This is a genomic window from Ignavibacteriales bacterium (assembly GCA_026390595.1).
In the GTDB taxonomy this organism is placed as follows: Bacteria; Bacteroidota; Ignavibacteria; order UBA10030; family UBA10030; genus UBA9647.
Genome location: JAPLFQ010000025.1, coordinates 273681 through 292719, shown reverse-complemented (window position 1 = coordinate 292719; position 19039 = coordinate 273681). Strand labels below are relative to the sequence as shown.

The 19039-nt window shown below is 53.2% G+C and carries 14 protein-coding genes; 8 read left to right on the top strand and 6 right to left on the bottom strand.

What is annotated here, in order from left to right; translation table 11 throughout:
• Nucleotides 1–14: 14 nt before the first annotated feature.
• From NTU47_15045 to NTU47_15030, 4 genes are all read right to left on the bottom strand, one after another.
• Nucleotides 15–800, bottom strand: a complete 786-nt coding sequence (locus NTU47_15045; GenBank protein ID MCX6135127.1) for an outer membrane beta-barrel protein — start codon at nucleotides 798–800, stop codon at nucleotides 15–17.
• 427 nt (nucleotides 801–1227) lie between these two features.
• A complete protein-coding gene (locus tag NTU47_15040) occupies nucleotides 1228–2076 on the bottom strand; it encodes a T9SS type A sorting domain-containing protein (GenBank protein MCX6135126.1) in 849 nt (282 codons plus the stop codon).
• Nucleotides 2077–2163: 87 nt separating this feature from the next.
• Nucleotides 2164–4323 carry a right-handed parallel beta-helix repeat-containing protein gene (locus NTU47_15035; GenBank protein MCX6135125.1) on the bottom strand — a complete coding sequence of 720 codons (2160 nt, stop codon included), beginning with the start codon at nucleotides 4321–4323 and terminating at the stop codon, nucleotides 2164–2166.
• A gap of 25 nt (nucleotides 4324–4348) precedes the next feature.
• Entirely contained in the window at nucleotides 4349–5305 is a 957-nt protein-coding gene (locus tag NTU47_15030; GenBank protein MCX6135124.1) for a T9SS type A sorting domain-containing protein, read from the bottom strand.
• A gap of 1148 nt (nucleotides 5306–6453) precedes the next feature.
• On the opposite strand from NTU47_15030, the gene NTU47_15025 reads away from it, so the two are divergent.
• On the top strand, nucleotides 6454–6729 hold the full coding sequence (locus NTU47_15025) for an AbrB/MazE/SpoVT family DNA-binding domain-containing protein (GenBank protein MCX6135123.1): 276 nt from the start codon (nucleotides 6454–6456) through the stop codon (nucleotides 6727–6729).
• 608 nt (nucleotides 6730–7337) lie between these two features.
• Here NTU47_15025 and NTU47_15020 read toward each other — a convergent pair.
• Together NTU47_15020 and NTU47_15015 are read right to left on the bottom strand one after the other, a co-directional pair.
• Complete coding sequence (locus NTU47_15020; GenBank protein MCX6135122.1) at nucleotides 7338–7517, bottom strand: hypothetical protein; 180 nt, start codon at nucleotides 7515–7517, stop codon at nucleotides 7338–7340.
• 64 nt (nucleotides 7518–7581) lie between these two features.
• Nucleotides 7582–9153 carry a hypothetical protein gene (locus tag NTU47_15015; protein MCX6135121.1) on the bottom strand — a complete coding sequence of 524 codons (1572 nt, stop codon included), beginning with the start codon at nucleotides 9151–9153 and terminating at the stop codon, nucleotides 7582–7584.
• Nucleotides 9154–9567: 414 nt separating this feature from the next.
• Between NTU47_15015 and NTU47_15010 the strand changes: the two genes are divergently transcribed.
• The 7 genes from NTU47_15010 to NTU47_14980 are packed head-to-tail and all read left to right on the top strand — an operon-like array spanning nucleotide 9568 to nucleotide 19034.
• The gene (locus tag NTU47_15010; protein MCX6135120.1) at nucleotides 9568–10545 is read left to right on the top strand and encodes a Gfo/Idh/MocA family oxidoreductase; all 978 of its coding nucleotides are present in this window, start codon (nucleotides 9568–9570) and stop codon (nucleotides 10543–10545) included.
• A gap of 23 nt (nucleotides 10546–10568) precedes the next feature.
• Nucleotides 10569–12503 carry a hypothetical protein gene (locus NTU47_15005; protein ID MCX6135119.1) on the top strand — a complete coding sequence of 645 codons (1935 nt, stop codon included), beginning with the start codon at nucleotides 10569–10571 and terminating at the stop codon, nucleotides 12501–12503.
• Nucleotides 12500–13414, top strand: coding sequence for a sugar ABC transporter permease (locus NTU47_15000; protein ID MCX6135118.1), 915 nt, complete (start codon nucleotides 12500–12502; stop codon nucleotides 13412–13414). Before NTU47_15005 ends, NTU47_15000 begins: the two co-directional genes overlap by 4 nt.
• Nucleotides 13411–14283, top strand: coding sequence for a carbohydrate ABC transporter permease (locus NTU47_14995; GenBank protein MCX6135117.1), 873 nt, complete (start codon nucleotides 13411–13413; stop codon nucleotides 14281–14283). The genes NTU47_15000 and NTU47_14995 overlap by 4 nt, the downstream gene beginning before the upstream one ends.
• Complete coding sequence (locus tag NTU47_14990) at nucleotides 14280–15635, top strand: extracellular solute-binding protein (protein MCX6135116.1); 1356 nt, start codon at nucleotides 14280–14282, stop codon at nucleotides 15633–15635. Before NTU47_14995 ends, NTU47_14990 begins: the two co-directional genes overlap by 4 nt.
• A complete protein-coding gene (locus tag NTU47_14985; GenBank protein ID MCX6135115.1) occupies nucleotides 15619–16974 on the top strand; it encodes a hypothetical protein in 1356 nt (451 codons plus the stop codon). Before NTU47_14990 ends, NTU47_14985 begins: the two co-directional genes overlap by 17 nt.
• Complete coding sequence (locus tag NTU47_14980) at nucleotides 16971–19034, top strand: hypothetical protein (protein MCX6135114.1); 2064 nt, start codon at nucleotides 16971–16973, stop codon at nucleotides 19032–19034. Before NTU47_14985 ends, NTU47_14980 begins: the two co-directional genes overlap by 4 nt.
• The last annotated feature ends 5 nt before the right edge of the window (nucleotides 19035–19039 follow it).

Here is a 19039-nt window from a genome sequence, read left to right as displayed (position 1 = left end):
CCATTCAAGCTCATTCATAACGTGATTTGTATTCCTACTCCAAACCTAAGATTGGTTACGTTGATTTCTGGAAACGCTTCTACCCCATAATGGTCTTCAACCCGCATTTTGATACTGTTAAGTGCATACTCATAATCGACAACTGGTACTACCGAAACTGATTTTGTGATCCCGAGGGATATCCCAATTGAACCTTCAAGTGTGGCTTGCGTCCCCGTGACCTTGCTTTCCGGAAAATTGTACCGCCGAATACGAGGAACCGTGGGTTCACCGCTCTCTGTATAGTTTGAGGATTGACGGACCTGACTAAAGCATACGCCAAATCCTGCACTGCCGAAGACGAATACTCTTTCTGAAGCCTTCAACAATCTGCATTCTAACCCAAGTGAGACAGGGACCATTTGCAGCGTCCATGCCGCAAACGCCTCTGGGTCTTCATTGAAGCCGGGGTAAAATTTAGATGACGTTTTCAAAAGCCCGATCTTTAACATCGTGCTCGTTGCTTGGCTGAAGGCATAGTTGAATCCCACTTCACCCGTAACATTCATTGATGTCTTTTTGAAGTCTCCGTATCCCCAGGATTGGATGAACTCGGACGTCTTTGTCATGGGAAGGTAAGATGCTCCTAGGGAGGCCTGAATTGAGAATGGGGATCCTTGAGCACTGCTACTCTCCGAAAGGCAAAGGCCGATGACGATGATCAGAAATTTGAAGATTGTTGTTGAACTAGCCCGCATGAGTTGCATATTGATTTCCCCTCTCTTTTCAAAAACACTAAGACCGGTCTTACAGCGCGGCAAATATCAACCTTTTTTTATTTCCTTTGGTTCTAGGAACGAATGCCACCCTGCCGAAGTAAGTTGATGAGGATAGTTCTAGTCCTGACACTTGGCATATCATTGTAAACAGAATTCGAATCGGACTACCCGCCTCAAAATATGTCTGAGGCGTGATACCACTCTACGAAATCTGATCGTACGGCAGGCAGCGAATTGCCAGAACCGGACACGATCTTGTCCCCGCTGAGCTTCCGCGATTCCCTAGCGAGCAACATCTTCTGCACGATCGGCCTGCCTGCCGCCTCAAGCCCGTACAGGTACATTCCGCTGGAAAGATGCGAAGCATCAAACCGCACCTCATGACCCCCTGCTGTTTGGTATTCGTTCACAAGCGTCGCAATCTCTCGACCTAGCGCAGTCGGGGATTCTTTGGTTGCGCCAGATGGTATTATTTGATTAAGACCATCCTTTCAACAACGCTCTTTCCGCCGGCATCGAGTCGATAGAAGTATATACCGCTCGAGATCATTGTTGCATCGAAACGTGCTTCATGGATTCCCGCCGTCTTGAATTCAGCTACCAACGTCGTGACTGCTCTGCCGAGGATATCAAACACCTTCAACGACACCATCCCGTCAGTGGGGAGTTTGTATCGGATGATGGTCGATGGATTAAACGGATTCGGATAGTTCTCCAAGGTTAAATTGTTGGAGAACAATTGAGTTGCTTCCTTGGCGGGTTCAGCCTTTTGCATCGCCGAATTGGATTGTCTGATATTGCTCAACCAGAGAGCTTCCTTCACGTCTGGATCGTCAGGGTGGTTCTTGAGTAACGATGTGAGAGGAATGTTCAGAGAAGACGCGTATTGGGGCGATGCGTAGTACAAGTGGAACAAATCCAACAACGCAAGTTTCTCCTGTTCGGTGGCGGGATTACTGGCGGCTACGGCATTCAGAAGATCAATTGTTTCGCTCTTCTCTGGTTTTAAAGACAACATCTTCGCCAGGAGCAACTGAGAAACGGCTTCAGGCACTCTCTTTTCAACCAGGTTAGAGCGGGTGAGCCTGATTATGTCGTCGTCCAAGGTTGCTCGATAGAGCTGCAAGAATTCCACCGCCGCGAACGTTGGCGCCTCAGGGGCGGGATTCGTCGCAATTAATTTATGTAAGATTTGCTTCGCATCGTCATACTGGCCGTTGATGCGGTCTTCCACTGCCGTCTGGAGAGATTTTCTCCATTCTTTGTCCTTTTCGACACCTCCGAGATTTTGTCGCGACAGGAGAATTGCTGGCGCCATTACTTGGATTAATCTAGAGGCTGCACCTGGATCTGACGTCAAATAAGGGCTCCACTCGATGAGAGAAGAGGCATCATACAGTTGGAACTACACAGGATCGGGAGGATTCGCCCCCCACCAAGTTTGCTCCGCCACAGCCTCGCAGTAAGCGCCAGCGAAGACGCGCGCCGTCGTGGTCGAAGTAATGCGGTTATAGCCGTAGGACGAATTGTTTGTTGAGCCGATGTACGCGCTGGACCAGCTATTTAGCTGCACGCCGTAGTACCCCCCGCTGATTGTGTTGTTGCCCTTGGAGGTGCTATAGTAATATCCCACCCTTCCGAACGCAGGATGAGCGGCACTGTTACAATACACACCCCCTTCCGCATTTGAGGTAATCGTATTTTCCCAGATATTGCCATTAGTGTTGTAGAACCTGACACCGTAACCACCATTGGAGCTAATGGTGTTGTGGTAGATTTCCGGATCACCTGCATCAATGAATGACACTCCGCCGGTCCCAAAACTGGCGTTGTTGGATATGTTGCAGTAGTGAATCTTGACGCCAGATGCGCCGTTGACGGTGAGCGCAGAACCTCCATAAGTCAGAACGTGCTCAATGGTGCAGTTTTCCAATGAAGAATTATTAGCCCCAGTTCCACTTATTACGATTCCACTCCAAGTAGAGGAACTGGTGAAGGTTGCATCCGTGGCGCTGAGAGTACCGTACACTGTGAGAGAAGTGCCGTTCGCGAAACTTACTGTTGAACCCGGCAAGATCACCAGGCTTACTCCTGAGTTCACGGTAACCGAACCTGTAGCAATGACGTTTCCAGCCCAGACGGTGTTTGTGGCGATGTTCCCTGAGACTGATCCTGAAATCGCATTCTTGTAGATCTTTATTGTGAAGGCACCATCGTTTGCACTGACCAACTGCATCGCGATATTACTAAGCATGCCATCACGCGTGTAACTTGATGGATTGGCATTTGGAACAAGCGTAGTCTTATACCCAAAATTAAACGGATCAAGACTATCTCCATTGAACCCCGGCGGTTTCCGGTCAACGCCAGCGAGATCGACCAGCTGCAGTTTTGATCTACCTGTTGAAGGATTCGCTGAAGATTTTTCTGCTTGTTGTGAAGAGTAATTCCACGCCCAATTCCACCGGCCATCTGCACTTACTATGTCAAGACCACCCCAATAGTAGCCGTCAAAGAAATAGACATAGACACCAGGGTAAGGGGCCTTATCAAGAGGATCTATTCTTTGTCTGTTTTCGATAACAAACCATTGGTTTGAGGTACCGATTTGCACCGCGCAAGCATCTCGGGTTGTAAAGAAATCTCTTAGTGTGACCGTGGTGGGATCAGAACTAGGATATGTGAAATCCATCCATCCGAGCCATCTTCTCTCGACAGAGTTAAATGAACTCCCGCCGTTTTCATCGCTCATTGCACCGAGAGTAGCGAAGTTGTGGATGAAGTGACCACGGCCGAAAAAGAAGTGTGAGGTTTCGTGGACCGCTAGTCCCACGGCATCGTCAAATGGCATAACAGTGCCTGCGCCATCATTAGGATGAAAAGCCACTGTAAGGCCAGATCCCGGCGCGCCGCCATATATGACTCTCCCATTATCATTTGTGGGACAGCTATCAAAGCCGAGTTCGGCAATCCCCCACCAGAAATAGGGTGCTGTCTGAGGTACACTCCTGTAAATCAATATGACAAGGTCAACACGATTGTCAGCACCAGGGACAACATCATAGTCGCCACTGTAGTTAAAGTTATCGTACAATGCAAAATTCACGTTTTGGTCGATTCTTTGCAGGATCTCATAATTCACCTGCCCGTAACTCGAATACTCGTTTGCGTTCAGATCGGTAAGAACAACTTGGGGATAATAGTCTCCTATGACATGAAGCGCACCATTTGAAAAACCGTACATCCGCTTAGAGAGGCTTCCTGTCGGATAATTCCCGTTTTGATCAACCGAGCTAGCGACGAAACTCGCTCCCCAATTAGGAAGCGAGTTCGCCGGCCAATTGGCGTCAGTAATCGATTGATCTTTGAACTGCACAAAGACGACATATGCTTTGATCGTTCCAGTAGAGGGTAGCCATATGCCTCCATATGACGGAAAGGTTGTGTTATCCAGCACTTGTTGCTGGCTCCCCCCAGTGCTAGATCCGCAGAACGAGTCTTGGGCGCAGACATGCGCCGGACTCATCAACCCGATTAGTGCCAATAATAGGATGAGGTATCGCATAAGCGGCTCCTTTTGTCAATGTTGGTTATTGAATTGCGAGTACTTTCCTTATGACGCCGTTCCTCCCGCTACTTATCCTGAAGAAATACACCCCACTTGGGAGCTTTCTGCCGGCTTCGTCATCGAGATTCCATCGGACGAGGTAAACTCCCTGGGATCTTTTCTCAGGCTGAAGGCTTTTGACCAGATTACCGAGAATTCCATAGACTGAAATTGAAACCACGTTTTCCTCTGACAGCGTGTATTCAATTGTCGTCGATGAGTTGAAGGGATTCGGATACGGGTTGGCAACACTAAAGCCACCAGGCATTTTGCTATGTGAGTTGACGATTCCTGTAATCACCCCGTAGACAACTCCTCCAATCCTTGCACCCGTCAACTCGTACGAAGCACCGCCTTCAAGTGCTGAATAAACCAAACCATGCTTCTTCGAGTAGTAATTATTTGCGCCAAACAACCCTGATTGGGTGTAATACGAGATCAATTTCATCTCGACAATTTCCCCAAACCAGACTGACGAGGATGATTGTTCCATTTTCGCGATCATACCTCTCGGATCGGCTTGCATTTCAAAGGACCGCCACGCTGTTCCGATCGGACTGTTAAACCTGTTCAAGACCAATTCTGCAGTGGATGTATCCAAGTCAAAGTTTCTTGAGTCATAGCGATACGAAACCAATGAATCCGTGACTCTCTCAGCTGCGCCATTTGAAAACACGAAGTATCTATTCCCGTTTGGCATTAGAGTGTCCCTAATGATCTGTTTCGTCGAGTAACCATTGAAGTCTCCTTGAAAAGTCACTTTATACTGCCATACATCGCCTGCCTGAAGAGGATAGAAATCCTGACCAAAGCATAAGGAAGAACCGATACTCTGAACTACCAAAAAGAATGTCAGGAGGACGCGGCATTTCGAGTTCTCTATGTAGAGCATTTTCAATTCTGTTTCCTTCTTGTTTTCGGTTCGTCGGTGGTTCTTCATCACGGGTTCCCGTTAGCAACCTAACGACAGTCGCCACCTGATATACAGAGAGCAATCGGGCCAAAGGGACTCCGGCTCCTCTTTGTCATGCTTTCCCTTTCTGAGTCAGTGTTAGTCCGTTGACAAATCAAATGTGACCGAGGATTGTCTTCACGGTCAGTATGATCCGGCTACAAATTGAGAACATTCCAGATCGTGTGGTAAGTAAAGTGAAGATATGTGAATCGGAATTTTATTCGGATGCAGATTGATTGAGCGCCACGTTGCGGGGGAATCATAGCCGATGAAGTCATTGGAATCCGATCGGTCGATTATTATTCGCCTGAGAAAGTTATCGAAGAGCTTGTCACAATGAAATAGGCCAAAGGAATGAAAGAGGAGTTAATCCCTTGTGTAAAGAGAACCCGTCGCCGATGCACACGCTGGTTCCCTGACTTGGCATTCAACGCATCATGTTGGCGGATCCTACGATTACGTTTTGCGAGGATTGCTGTCCGATTGAGTGAATGCGAAAAGACAGGAAGTAAGTAGTATCTGTTTTCTCGGGGATCGTTTGTGGGGATAACGAGAATGATTGGTGTGTTTTCAATGCACGAAGTCAATCCGTCGTAGTTTTGAAATGGGGGAGGATGGCGTGCAGGTGCTTAGCACGGGATACGGTAGGGGGCCTACAGAATTGAAAGTGCAACGGCTCAGCTGCGCTACCTCTGTTCTTCCAAAACGGGCAAAGATCGCGAGGCTCGAGGAAAAAGCGTCATCGGGGTGGGATGCAATGCTAATGATGTTTTCGCCAATTCACCACAGCTAAGGGAGTAAGCCGCTTGCTTTGAATTACAATGAGATTCTCTGCATTCCTTTCTTCCGCCTCTTTCGTGAAGTTGAAGGACCAGATGATAAGCACATCGTTGTCGATTAGTATCACCTGGTGGTGAGCGATGGCGTGCCTGCACGCCGGAGTGTTAACGCTCACCGTTTCGGTCGCTTACGCCCCAGAGCTTCAGCGACGGGGCGCACGCAGGCGTGGGTTGCGTCGATGTGGGTCGAGATGGACGCCCAAAGGCCCCTTTCTCAGCTTGACAATCTGCTTACCCTGCACTATCTTTGTATAATACAATTATATGAAAACCCAAACAAGAGGAGAACACGCTATGGCCGCTGTCAAAATCGGCGCGAGCCGTCAGGTAGCCATCCCAAAGAAGATTCACGAGGAACTTCACCTCCGTGCAGGTGACTATCTGGAGATAGAGCTCCGAAACGGGACGCTTGTGTTAACTCCCAAGGCTCTCGTCGACAAGCATATTGAGCAACGACTGTCCGAGGCTCTTGACGATGTTAAGAAGGGCCGCGTTCAAGGACCGTTTAGAACGGCGAAAGAGGTGGTGCAGTCCCTCCGCCGTTCCTCCAAAAGACCGAGAAAAAGCTGATGCGGCTTTTCTATACTAACCGTTTCGTCAAGAGCTATGAGCAAGCCCCAGCTGCAATTCAAGGAGCGTTTGACCGTCGGGTGGCCCTTTTGCTTGCGAATTTGCGCCACCCTTCCCTGAGAGCCAAGAAGTATGACGAGGCACGAGGAATCTGGCAAGCTCGGGTGACGCGAGACTGGCGTTTCTACTTCACGATCGAGGGCGATACCTACTACCTCTTGGATATTATCTCTCATCCGAAGTAGAAGCCGGCTGTCGAGAGGGGTTGGTTTCGGTTCTCTTCTAAGAATATGGGATTTTCCTGCAATCCTCCGTTAGTCGAGTTCCAGGATGAACACGATGCACGAATTTTCAGGGTGCAGAAGAATCCCTTTAGGGCTACTTCCAAAATGACAGAAGTTAACGAACGGAGTGAAGTTAACTTCTATGTCATTTTGAGAATCCCGTCGAGCGCAGCGAGACGGGAGGCATAATCCTCAATTTTCAATTGTGAATTCTCAATTGACAATTGTTCCGCGCAAGTTGGTTCCAAAACGGGAAGAGTTAGCGAGTCCGCCGGGACGAAGCTAACTCTTTTTTCGTTTTGAGCCTGACCGCTGAAGGGCACATTACGCATTGCTGGATTTCATTGGATCGTTGTTCGGATCCTCCTTGTCCTCAGACCACTTGGCGACATTTTCTGCGATGTATTCCTCGATCCGGTCGTAATCATTGCCATCGCGGATGATATGCTCGTAGTAGTTGCGCTGCCAGACACGTGCACCTGGCGCAAGACGTAGTTCATTCATACGTTTCGTTGAAGCCCCCTTGAACTCCCGGATGATTGCACCCACTGTTCGCGAGGGAGATCTCTCAATCCCAGTCGAAGCTCACTTCCTCCTCCTTCAACTTCCATCTCTTCGGGAAAGCACTCTCTGTCCAGTCCAGCGGTTCTCCAAGAGGCAAATCCTGAGAGGCCGACGCAAAGCACTCCTTGATCATCGCCTTCTGTGCTGATCCTGTCGCGTCGGGTTGAGCTGAGATAAAGAGGGGCGTACCGCTTTTCGCTACCAGATGCATCCATTGTTTGTTTTTGTCCCACGCCACTTTGTTGGTCACACCCACACAATCGGGATCGGCGGCATAGAATATTCCGTGATGCATCCCTCTGAACGCCAGCGTGTTCACACCCATCTTGCGTGTTCTCGCCCATTCAATCCCTGAGGTGTCGTCGCCGATGCGATTCAACTCAAAGAGCCCTGCCGAGAGATGACTGAAGGTATTGCAGGCTAAGACATACGTGTCCCCGGCAGCTATCCGGATGGTTTTGTAAAGGTTAAGAATGATTTCTGCATTTGTTTTGGAATTGTCGTGCATGCTCCACCCGGAACTGCTGATCGCTCCATCCCGCAACATCTCAAAGCCCCATTTCCCAAAGATATCAAACGAGGTAAAATCGAACTTTACCAGATCGTATCTCCAGCTATTGTAGACTTTGAAAAGTTCTGAAATCCTTTTGAGATTCTCAGGGATAGTAGGATCCAGCACCGGCTTTTGTGCATCTCTCCCCTTCACCAGAGGCAGCATCAATGAGTGAGGATCGTTGTGGCTTCCACAGAGTGGACGTGTCCAGATGCCGGGACGCATTCCGGCCTTTCTGATGCGCTCGGCAACCCTGCTCATGTCTCCGAATTTTGAATTGGGGAGGTCCAATCGATCTCCCCAGGAAGAATCATTTGGCACAGATGGCGACGTCACAAACCAACCAGCATCAATGACAGAGAATGGCCGGTTGCTCAGCCCTTCCGCCATCGGCGCCATCAGATTGGTATGTTCCAGAATCAGGTCTTCTGAGTTGTTCCCATACGTGAAATACCAGTCATTGATTCCGTACACAGGCTGCGCAGGCATGCGGGCATGATCACACATCGTTTTCATGAACCTTCGGGCAGTCAGGAACGGAGACTCACCTGAATCACTCTTCGTCGTGACAATCTCAGCAGCCCGCAGCTTCCTGCCGCCCAATTGAACGGCGTTCCCCCCGGATCGCGTATCCATCGTTAAGCTCACCTGCTCCTTCCCGACCTGCCAGAAGCAGAAGGATGCAGTCCCCGTTTTCACGCCAACGCCGATCGTGCTTCGTCCGTCATGTTCCATGAAATACCAGGGCAATAGTTCTGATTCGGACGGCACGTGCCACGAGACATCACCGTAGGTTCGTTCCCATTGGTCATTCAGGATCCTGCAATTGCCGCGGCCTTTTTGTTTCCAACGCAGCGTCACTGCGGTCAGACTTGACCGGGGAGATTCAATCTCCACAGCGATGCTTTCGCCCTGGACCAGCAACTCGACGATCAGATCCTTGTATGTCCAGGACGCTCCCCTGCCCGTCAACGTGACGAACTGGTCGCCCAGGATGGCTGTTACTTCATCAGGAAGATTCATGATGGGTCCTTTGTGCCTGTTCGCGAAAAGAACATCGCGTAGCAGGAGTGAGGCAAGTGAGACATCTGCGGCTCGAATGAAATTATGGCGGTTCATTGGTTTATTCAGCAGGAGGCATGATGATCACCCCCTGATGCCCGAGGGGGATTTCTTGTAAGTTGATGTGGAGCGTTGGTCTGAAAACAACAACTAAATCGCAACGATTGCAAATATTTCCGCGCGGGCTCCCGGGAGTCTTTCATGAACACTTCCCCCGAGGAAAGAAATGTGACGCAGAGGTGTGCTCCCGGCAGGCAGGGGCTCGCGCTGAACACCCCTCCATCGCCCTTGCTTTCGTAGTGAATCAGGGCTATTTTGCGCCAGCTTCGAGTTTGCAGCCCCCAACATCTTCAGGCACTATTGCTCTGATTGTGCATGCCAGCCGCAATCAATATCGGCATCATCGGATGTGGTGAAATGGGGCAAATCCACGCCCGCTGCATCAAGGAGATCGGCACAGCCACCATCCGCGGGCTGTGCGACACTCATGAGGCAAAGGCCAGCAAGCTTCTCGCATACTCACCCGACGCATACGTCTGCTCCAACCCCGAGCGCCTCCTGCGCGATGATTCCATCGATGCGGTCTATGTCTGCACACACAACGATAGCCACGCACAACTGGGCATTGCGGCAGCCAGAGCCGGCAAGCACATCATGATGGAGAAGCCGGTCGCGATGTCCCTCCGGGAATGCGAGGACCTTCAGAACGCTGTCGAGCGTTCAGGCATCCACTTCATGACCGCGTTCAAGCTTCGTTTCTACCCCTCAGTGCAGAAGGTGCGTGAGTTCATGCCTTCACCCCTCCTGTGCATAGCACAAATGACCGACGAGCGCTGGCCCGATTCGTTCTGGGCGAACGATCCCGTTCGAGGCGGAGGCAACGTAATTTCCCAGGGATGCCATGCTGCAGATCTCATGTGCTATCTTGTGGGAAGCGAGCCGGTCAAGGTCTATGCCGCCGGAGGAAATTACCACCATCCCGGGCTTGACATCACTGACGCGCTCACAGCGACGATCACATTCGGAAGCGGTGTGACAGGCAGCCTCACCGTAGGGGACATCGGACTGACCCCGTACGTCTCCAAGCTCTCTTTTCAAGTGATGGACGGTACTCGCAGCGCTCATCTGTATGACAGACTCAAGCAGGTATCCATGTGGGACGGAAAACACGAAGAGCACTACACCGATTCTGAAGAACTTGGTTTCCTGCTCGAGAACAGGGAGTTCCTTGAGGCTGTCGGCCGAAAGGCACAGCCATCCGCCACCTTGCGCCACGGCATACGAGCGACGGTGCTTTTGCTGAGGGCGATCGAGTCTATGAAAACAGGACAGCCTCAGCCCGTCCAATTCTGATCCGGAGAAGCACACAGAACCTCATGAGCGCACTCAATCCGATCTCCCCGATCTCCGATCAACGTCGCCGGCTCCTTCAACTTGCGCGCGAAGCCGGAGACCGGCATTTTGAACCGAAGACCGGGCTCTGCCTCATCGTGCGAGACACGTGCTGGTATGCAACGAGTCTGCTCTTTGATGACTCCCCGGAAGGAAAGAACCGCGGGAACGAGCTTCTTCAATCGCTCACGGGCAGCGACGGTACGCATACAGCCTCCTCCATGCTTGCCCTCCTTCACGGCGTATCTGATCGCCTTGACGAGAGAACAAAAAACGCCCTTCGCTCCGCAATCCGCTCCGAACTTGTAAACGCTGCGGGAACAGAATGGAAAGACGGGAACGTCAACCATCCGCTGGGAGCCTACTGCACGCTCATTCTTGGGGGCGAACTGCATTCCGAATCGTGGGCCGTCGAATTAGGTTTGCGCCGCCTCCGGCGATTCCAGCAGCGGATCGGCGATCATCGGTCGAGACGGCTGCGACAGGCGGAAATGTCAGAGTACAACAGCCTGACCTATACCGCATTGGATCTTACGTTTCTCGCTTTGATCGCTGAGTATGGACAGAATCCTGAAGCCAGGTCACTCGCTCGCTTCCTCGAAGACGCACTCTGGCTGAACGTCGCCATGCATTATCACGCTCCGAGCGGCCAGTTCGCCGGACCGCATTCACGGTCGTACTTTGAAGATTCATTCGGCGGGTATTCTGTTCTTCATTGCGCACTCCTCGCCGCTTCGGGCAGGCAGATCTTCCTTGACCCCTCACTGTCGGTTCGATTCGACCATCCTTCGGATCTGCTCCAGAATGCGCTCACTGCCGTCACGCCGTACCATTTCTCCGGGCGTGCCGCGGCGATCGCATGGGAGAAGCCGTTCCCCTACTCATTCCGGATGACAACCTACGGAGAGAGTTATCACGAGAACAGCCGGAGAGTCGTATCCCCCGATGGTGCCGACACGGCACGCGGTTCTGATCGTCCTTTCGCGTTCGACGAAGAAGTTTATCCGGGCGGCTGGACCGATCTGACGACATTCATGACCCCCGAATTTGCACTCGGCTCGGCTGCCAAACCATATGTCAATGCGGGACATTCTGACTCTGTCATGCTTCGTATCCGGCGCTCCGATGAAATCAAGTCACTTTCTGACTTCCGCTCGGCTTTCACACGTGGAGTTTACAACGGAGCTCTGCCGGGCGTCCCGAATTTTTGTCACACGAGTTCATCGGACGTGGACGCCAGTTATCTTTCGGAAGAAGGGCGGTGCGCAACATATCAGCATGAGAACAGGCTGATCGTCTCATACTCCCCAAAACGAACCGGGCACAAAGGGATCAAGAGCTTCAGAACGGACTTCATTTTCTCATACGCTGCTCCATTCGACCTCATCACCGTCGATGGAAGGCCGGTCACCGGATTCCCGGTCAAGTTGCGCACCGGTTCGCGTATCTGCATCCGCGACGGCAGGACGTTCATCCTTCTCATCCCGCTGGAGCCCGTTCCGGCAGGCGGGAGTTCGCCATTGCAACTTTCAGTCGAGAAAGACTTCTTTCTCATTTCAACGTACAATTATGACGGCCCTGTGAAGGATTTTGCACGAGACGAAGTCAACAACTGGAGTTCCGGATTCTTTCTGGAGGTATGGACTGAGGATCAGTTCGGCGATTGGGGAGAGTTTCTGAAGCACGCACGCTCCGTCAACGTAGAGGCGACGGTCGAGTCGAAGATTCGGCGAATCGTCGCCCGAGGCAAAGAAACCGTAATGCAGATTCTGTACGATCCATTCCGCGAACATATCCTTTCACGCCAATGGTGTGGGATGGAGGACGAAATCACTCACATGGAAGTCTCCGCGGCCGGAGTGTCAGAGGGTCCTTTCTGCCCCCGGACGCTGTTCGGAAGCGAAGCGCTGAACCGATGAGCCGCGATAGAACAAGCATCAGACAATCACTCGGCGGGTACGCGTTCATCGCTCCTTGGCTTGCCGGCTTCCTCATCTTCACCGCCGGCCCGATGATCGGTTCGCTCGTCATCAGCCTGCACTCCTGGTCGATGCTCTCGCCGCCGACATGGGTTGGTTTTGAAAACTATCAGTCCATCATCACCGAAGATCCGTTGTTCCTCACAAGCCTGTGGAATACCGGATTCTATGTGATCTTTTCAGTCCCTTTGTGCATCGCGGCCGGGCTCGCGCTGGCAATGCTCCTGCATAACCGGCTCCCGGGAATGGGATTCTTCCGTACGATGTTGTTTCTCCCGTCGATCATGAACATCGTCGCAGCTTCGGTGCTCTGGCTATGGATTTTCAATCCCGAATTCGGTCTCCTCAATACGTTTCTCCGCTGGCTTGGAGTACAAGGCCCCTTGTGGCTGCAGAGCGAAGCGTGGGCAAAGCCCTCACTGGTGATTATGTCGCTCTGGGGTGTCGGCGGAACGACGATCATCTTCCTGGCCGCGCTGCAAGGCATTCCCCAGGAACTCTACGAAGCTGCAGCGCTCGACGGTGCGGGTCCGGCCCGGCGATTCTTCCACATCACTATTCCGATGATTTCGCCGGCGATCTTTTTCAGCTCCATCATGGGAGTCATCGGAAGCTTCCAGGTCTTTGCCCAGGCATTTGTCATGACCGGCGCTGCGCAGGCGGGAAGCGAAGGCGGGCCCAACAATGCAACGCTCTTTCTTGTTCTTTATCTCTACAAGAAGGCGTTTCTGGAATTCCGGATGGGATACGCCTCTGCACTTGCGTGGATTCTTTTCTTCATCATACTCGTGTTCACCGTGCTCCAAACACGGTTGAGTAAGAACCGGGTCCATTACGAGGCGGGTGCGTGAACGGCTCCCGATCATCTGACAGAAGCCCTGCGGCGGGGGGCACACTCGTTCGTTCGGGTGCGGTCTATGTCATCCTGGCGGTCGTCAGCGCCGGATTTCTGCTGCCTCTGGCATGGATGCTTTCCGTTTCCCTGCAAGACGTCCGGGGAGTGTTCGCTCAGCCGTTTGTGTGGATACCGGCTCAGCCGCGGTGGGAGAATTATTCCGACGTCGCCGCGCTCATCCCTTTGGGACGGTACCTCCTGAACACCGTCATCGTCACAGGACTCGTCCTCGTCGGAACGCTTCTTTCGTGCAGTCTCGTCGCCTACGGATTCTCGCGAATTCGTTTCAGGGGACGCACGGTTCTCTTTGCGCTCTGCCTGTCCACCATGATGCTGCCGGGACAGGTCACCATGATCCCGCTCTACATCTTGTTTTCCCGCCTGGGGTGGGTGGACACGCTCTGGCCCCTGATCGTCCCCTCCTTCTTCGGGTCACCGTTCTACATTTTTCTGCTGCGTCAGTTTTTCCTCACCATTCCGCGGGAGTACGATGAAGCGGCACGGCTGGACGGCGCAGGACGATTCAGAATCTATTGGAGTATCATACTGCCGCTCGCTCGTCCCGCGCTGATCACTGTTGCGCTGTTCACGTTCATCGGCACATGGAACGACTTCTTCACTCCGTTGATCTATATCAATTCCCCTGAACATGCCACACTGACGCTGGGGCTGAATATGCTGAAGTCGCAAATCGTCGGGACCGGAATGACCCAGTGGCACCTGTTGATGGCGGCGGCATGCATGGTCATGGTTCCGAACATCCTGTTGTTCACACTCGGTCAGAAATATCTTGTCAAAGGCATTGCCATGGGAGGTCTGCGGTGAGTTCGAACAGGTCGATGGCCTTTCTTCTTTTCGCCGCCCTCATCGTTTCCTCGTGCGGAACGAAAGAGCAATCCAGGACCGGCATGGCACGCATTACCTACAACTGCGCTGCGAATGCCGTCGAGATCAAACATCTTCAGGAAGAGCTCCCCTCCTTCGCCGACTCCACAGGCGTTGAGCTCATGCTGCAGCCATTCACCGGCCAGGAAAAACTGTATGCGATGATCGCAGCCGGGCAGCCGCCGGACATCTTCTACACGAACAATGTCCTCCGGGACAGGCTGGCGGCGGAAGGCCGATTGCTCGACATGCGCTCTCTCAGCGCCGGTGATCCATTTGCAGACCGTCTCTGGCCCGATGTGTACCGTCAGGGCTTCTCTGCCGACAGCGGACTGTACAGCATCGGCAACTGGAACTTCACGGCGGGAGTGTACTACAACAAAGATCTGTTCGACAAGGCGGGCCTTCAGTATCCTGACACCTCGTGGACATGGAACGACCTCCTCGCCGCAGCGCGGCGCATTGCGGCCGAAAAGAATGCCGGCGGCGAGCCGGAGCACTATGGCGTGTTCATACCAAGTCACTTCGTCGAGATATTCGAGCTGATGAACGGCGCGTCGACCCGGGAACGGTCTCTGTTTCTGAATCTCTCCGAAGCTTCTCTCGAAGTCTACCGGCACTATCTTGCGCTCATGAACGATCGGCTGATGCCAGACCTCCGCCGGATGCAGGCGATGGGCATGCAGGCGTCGCAGCTTCTGCAGACCGGAAAGGTGGCGATGCTCGTCGAGGCTGTGCCGCACCAGGTGTTGTTCGAAACGCTCACGATTCGCTGGGGCGTTGCTCCGATCCCGCGTTTTGGAATCCGCCCGGTCCGGTGTTTTCGCTCAGAGAGCGGCGGATTGTCGATCAGTTCTCAGACCGAAAATCCCCAGGCCGCGTGGAAAGCACTGAAATGGATTATTGGCGGCGCATCAATCTATCAACCGAACCCCGTCCTGAGGGATGTGGATTTCGTCTCCGGCTGGGAAGCCCGGTATCCCCGGCTCGTCGGCAGCGGATTTCGTGAAGTATGGCAGCGCAGTCTGAAATACCCGGCGGGCGATCCACGGTTCTTCGTGCGCTTCTCGAGCTGGACATCCGCTTCCATCCTCGAGCGCCTGCAGCCCTTACTCGATAAACTCTGGGCACGGGAAACGACGGTTGAGGCGCTGGCAGCTTCACAATCAGAAATCAATCGAGCTGCACGTACTGAGCTTGACCGTCTTCTCCAGCACGGCGGCCTGGGCAAAGAATTCATCACGGCAATCAACCAACAACTCTTACAGGCTGCGCGTGAGCCTCAGCGCTAAACAGACAGGCCCTGCGGACCTTTCGGTTCTGGACGGCGCGGATCAGATTGCGGAGATCCGCGGACTCAAGCTGATTTCTGCGCGCTTTCGCCCGGGCGGAAGGGCGCTCGTGGGTGAGACTGTCCCGCTCTTTCTCTTTTGGATGCAGTACGCCAATCATCAGGACCCCGAACGAAATACCGGCGCAGGAGGACACGTCGAGATCGTTTCACAGAAACCTGACCAGGTTGTGCTCAAGTGTTCGGGGACAACCGCTTCAGGCGCATGTTCAAGCTCGATGGTCATAACGATCCGGAGTCTTCAAAATCCCATCCGCTATGTCTACTCCGTCCAGGCGACACTCGATGTCGTTTCTAGCCAGGGCTGGCGGGTGACTCCGAATCCGACTCAGGGTGAAGTCGAGTTCGTCAACTTCTGGCCGGATGGGACATTTTCGCCGAACCCAAACGATCCGAAACGGTACCAGGCTTGCTGCCTCGTCACACCGGCAGGCGTCGAGAGAATCCCTCATCATCATCTCGAGACTTCGGACAAACACAACATCGTGATGAATCGGGGGGACAGGTTTTTGTGGCTGCAGGAAGATGAAAATCCGTGTCTCACGATACTCTCAGAGAACAAAATCACCGCTGGCCTCTGTGCGTATATGTGGGACGCGCACTTTGCGTACAGAATCTGCACAGAAGGAAAGGACGTTGTGCTCCCCGCCGGATCGCATTTTGAAGCCGGCTACGAGCTGACATCGCTGGACTGGAAAGAGGCAAAACCGATCGTCGACCGGGCAATCGATCGACCCGCGCCGGAGCTCGCCTCAATCCCATTGTACGTCTCCGGCGTGAATCGTTTCACACGCACGCTCCAGACCATCGAGCCGGATTGTCGTTACATCTGGCCTTGGGAAGCCGAGGGGGATTCGGCATCAACTCTGGTACTTGAAAACAAGTTTGGATTTGATGACTCTTCGTGCCTGAGGATCGATTCCCGCGGCGCCGGAAGATCGTGCTGGAAGGTAACCACGCTTGGACCCGCCTTTGGCGGCGACCCTTTCGTTGGCGGGACAAAATACCAATTATCAGCTCTCGTGAAGACTTCAAACCTCCGAGGAAAGGCGATGATTGCCGTGCGGCTCCACAGGGAGAATCATGGGAGCGTGTTCGATATTCAAAACTATGAAACGTTCACATCAGCCCAGGTACTTCAGGGGGATACGGATTGGAGCATGGTGAAGGTCATCACCCCTCCCCTGTCCCCTGCCCCCGACCGACTTCATCTTCTCTTGATCCAGGAAGGAAGCGGAACGACATGGTTTGATAATGTACTCTTCGAGGTACTCTCGTGAAGAAGACACGTTCGGAACATCAACACGACGAAACCCGGCCTATCATGGTCTGGTCGATCACCGACGCAGTCATTGAAGACCGCAAGCTGCTCGAGAGACAATTCCGTGATCTCGCAGATGCAGGTTTTGGCGGTGTGGCTGCATTCGTCCGCTGCAGCCGCTACTCATGGGATGACCCGATGGCTGTCGACGCATGGCGTCATATCAATCACTTGTGCCGCAGCCACGGCATGAGATGCTGGCTGGGTCCGGATCCACGCTTCGTTTCGCACAAGATTGTGCGTGACTCTTCCGCATTGGAACTTGTGCTCTTTGGGAATGCCGCCAAAGCTGATGTGGTGCCCAACACGGCAGATGTACGGGGCGGCCGGTACACCATTCGCTGCACGCTGGCGCCCCGGCACGTCCACATGCTGACCGACGTCGCCGTTGAATTTGTTCCGATTGGACTCGCGGGAGTCCATGCATTCAGACGCGGGAAGGCGCTCCTAGGCAAGAAAGACGTCGTCGATATTTCACCGGGAGCACGGCTCTTCTACAATGCCCGCGACAAATACGTCGAGGCCTTCGGTCGTGTACCAGAAGGCATTGATGACGAATGGTCGACTATAGCCTTCTTTCACGTCCAAACTAACCATTTTGATTTCTCCAACCGTCAGCACCTTCGATGGTACGGAACGCTGCTTGACCAGCTCAAGGCAGAAGGATGCTCCCCAGATGGGATCATGTGGGACGAGCCGGGCTACACCTGCCAGTATGGTTCACTCCCCTACTCTTCTTCGATCCGAAGAGCATATCAGGCAGCCAGGAAATCACCGGTCGGGCGTGAACTCTGGAAGCTAGCGTTCGAGGCAGAAGATTCCTCTCATGTGCCGGTCCGCCTTGCATACTACCGCTCGGTTCAGAACTCCGTCGTTCGTGCGGAATTGGATCTGCGCAAGAACGTCCGGCGCCTTTGGGGTCCCGCAACCATCCTGGGCATTCACGATACCTGGCACTTCGAGTCAGCCGATATGTGCGACATGAACCACGGATCGCTGAATCTCTGGGAGACGGCCCGGGCCAAAAGCGGCGGGTTCGTTGATCTCGGTGCGGTGAACAAACTGAGAGCCGATGATTCTCCATGGTACTCCAACCTCGCAGCGATGTCGGTCTTTGCTGCTTCGCTTGGAAAATCGAACGAACGCCCCCTGGCCTACAACAACCTCTGGACCGTCGGCGACGACGACGGACAGGGATGGCAGAAGGAGGTCATGGAACACTGCGTCAAGGTCATGGCTCTCTTCGGCACACACTGGCTGGCTCATGCGTACGGACCCGTCGGCACAATCGGGCAGGAGCGCACATTTCTCGGGACGCCCGAGCTTCCGGGCTATCCGGAACATTCGACGTGGCCTGCGTTCCCAACGTGGAATCGTTTCCTGTCGGACGAACTGAACAAGGTCGGCAGCAGACTTCCATCGGCGAATCTCCTCGTTCTCTATCCGGTGGAGTCACTGTATGCGCTTGCAGACCCTCGTGCCGACAAAGCTGCAGCCGAGATCTTCGCGCTTATCCTCTCCCTTCTCGACAATCATTTTCACGTCGATGTCACGGCAACCACTGCGGCGCGAAACGGTCATTGGGCCGGGAAACAGTTTTGTGTCGGATCGGGCAAGTACGATTTCATCCTCTGTCCCTACTCAATGGTCATAGATCGCCAATTGCTCGGCAGGCTGAAAGGTGCCAAAGGGAAAGTGGCATTTCTCTATGGTACCCCCAATACTTTTGAAGACGGCACATCGATACCAGCTTCCCGGAGGCCAGGTTCCTCTGAACCGGCTGACGTGTTGGCCCGACTCAAGTCAATGACCGTACTTCGGCCGGTCAATGCCCCGGAGAAATGCTGGGTTACGATGACTCAAACAAAGCAGGGCACGATCGTTTCGCTCGTTCCTTCCAGAGCAGGGTATCGCTACGGAGGAGAATTGAGGATCGGGGACACGTCTGTCATACTCCCCGAGACTGATCGGCTGAAACGAATCTTCTTCCCCCTGACGGGCGAACCGGTGTCTTTGTAGCAGCG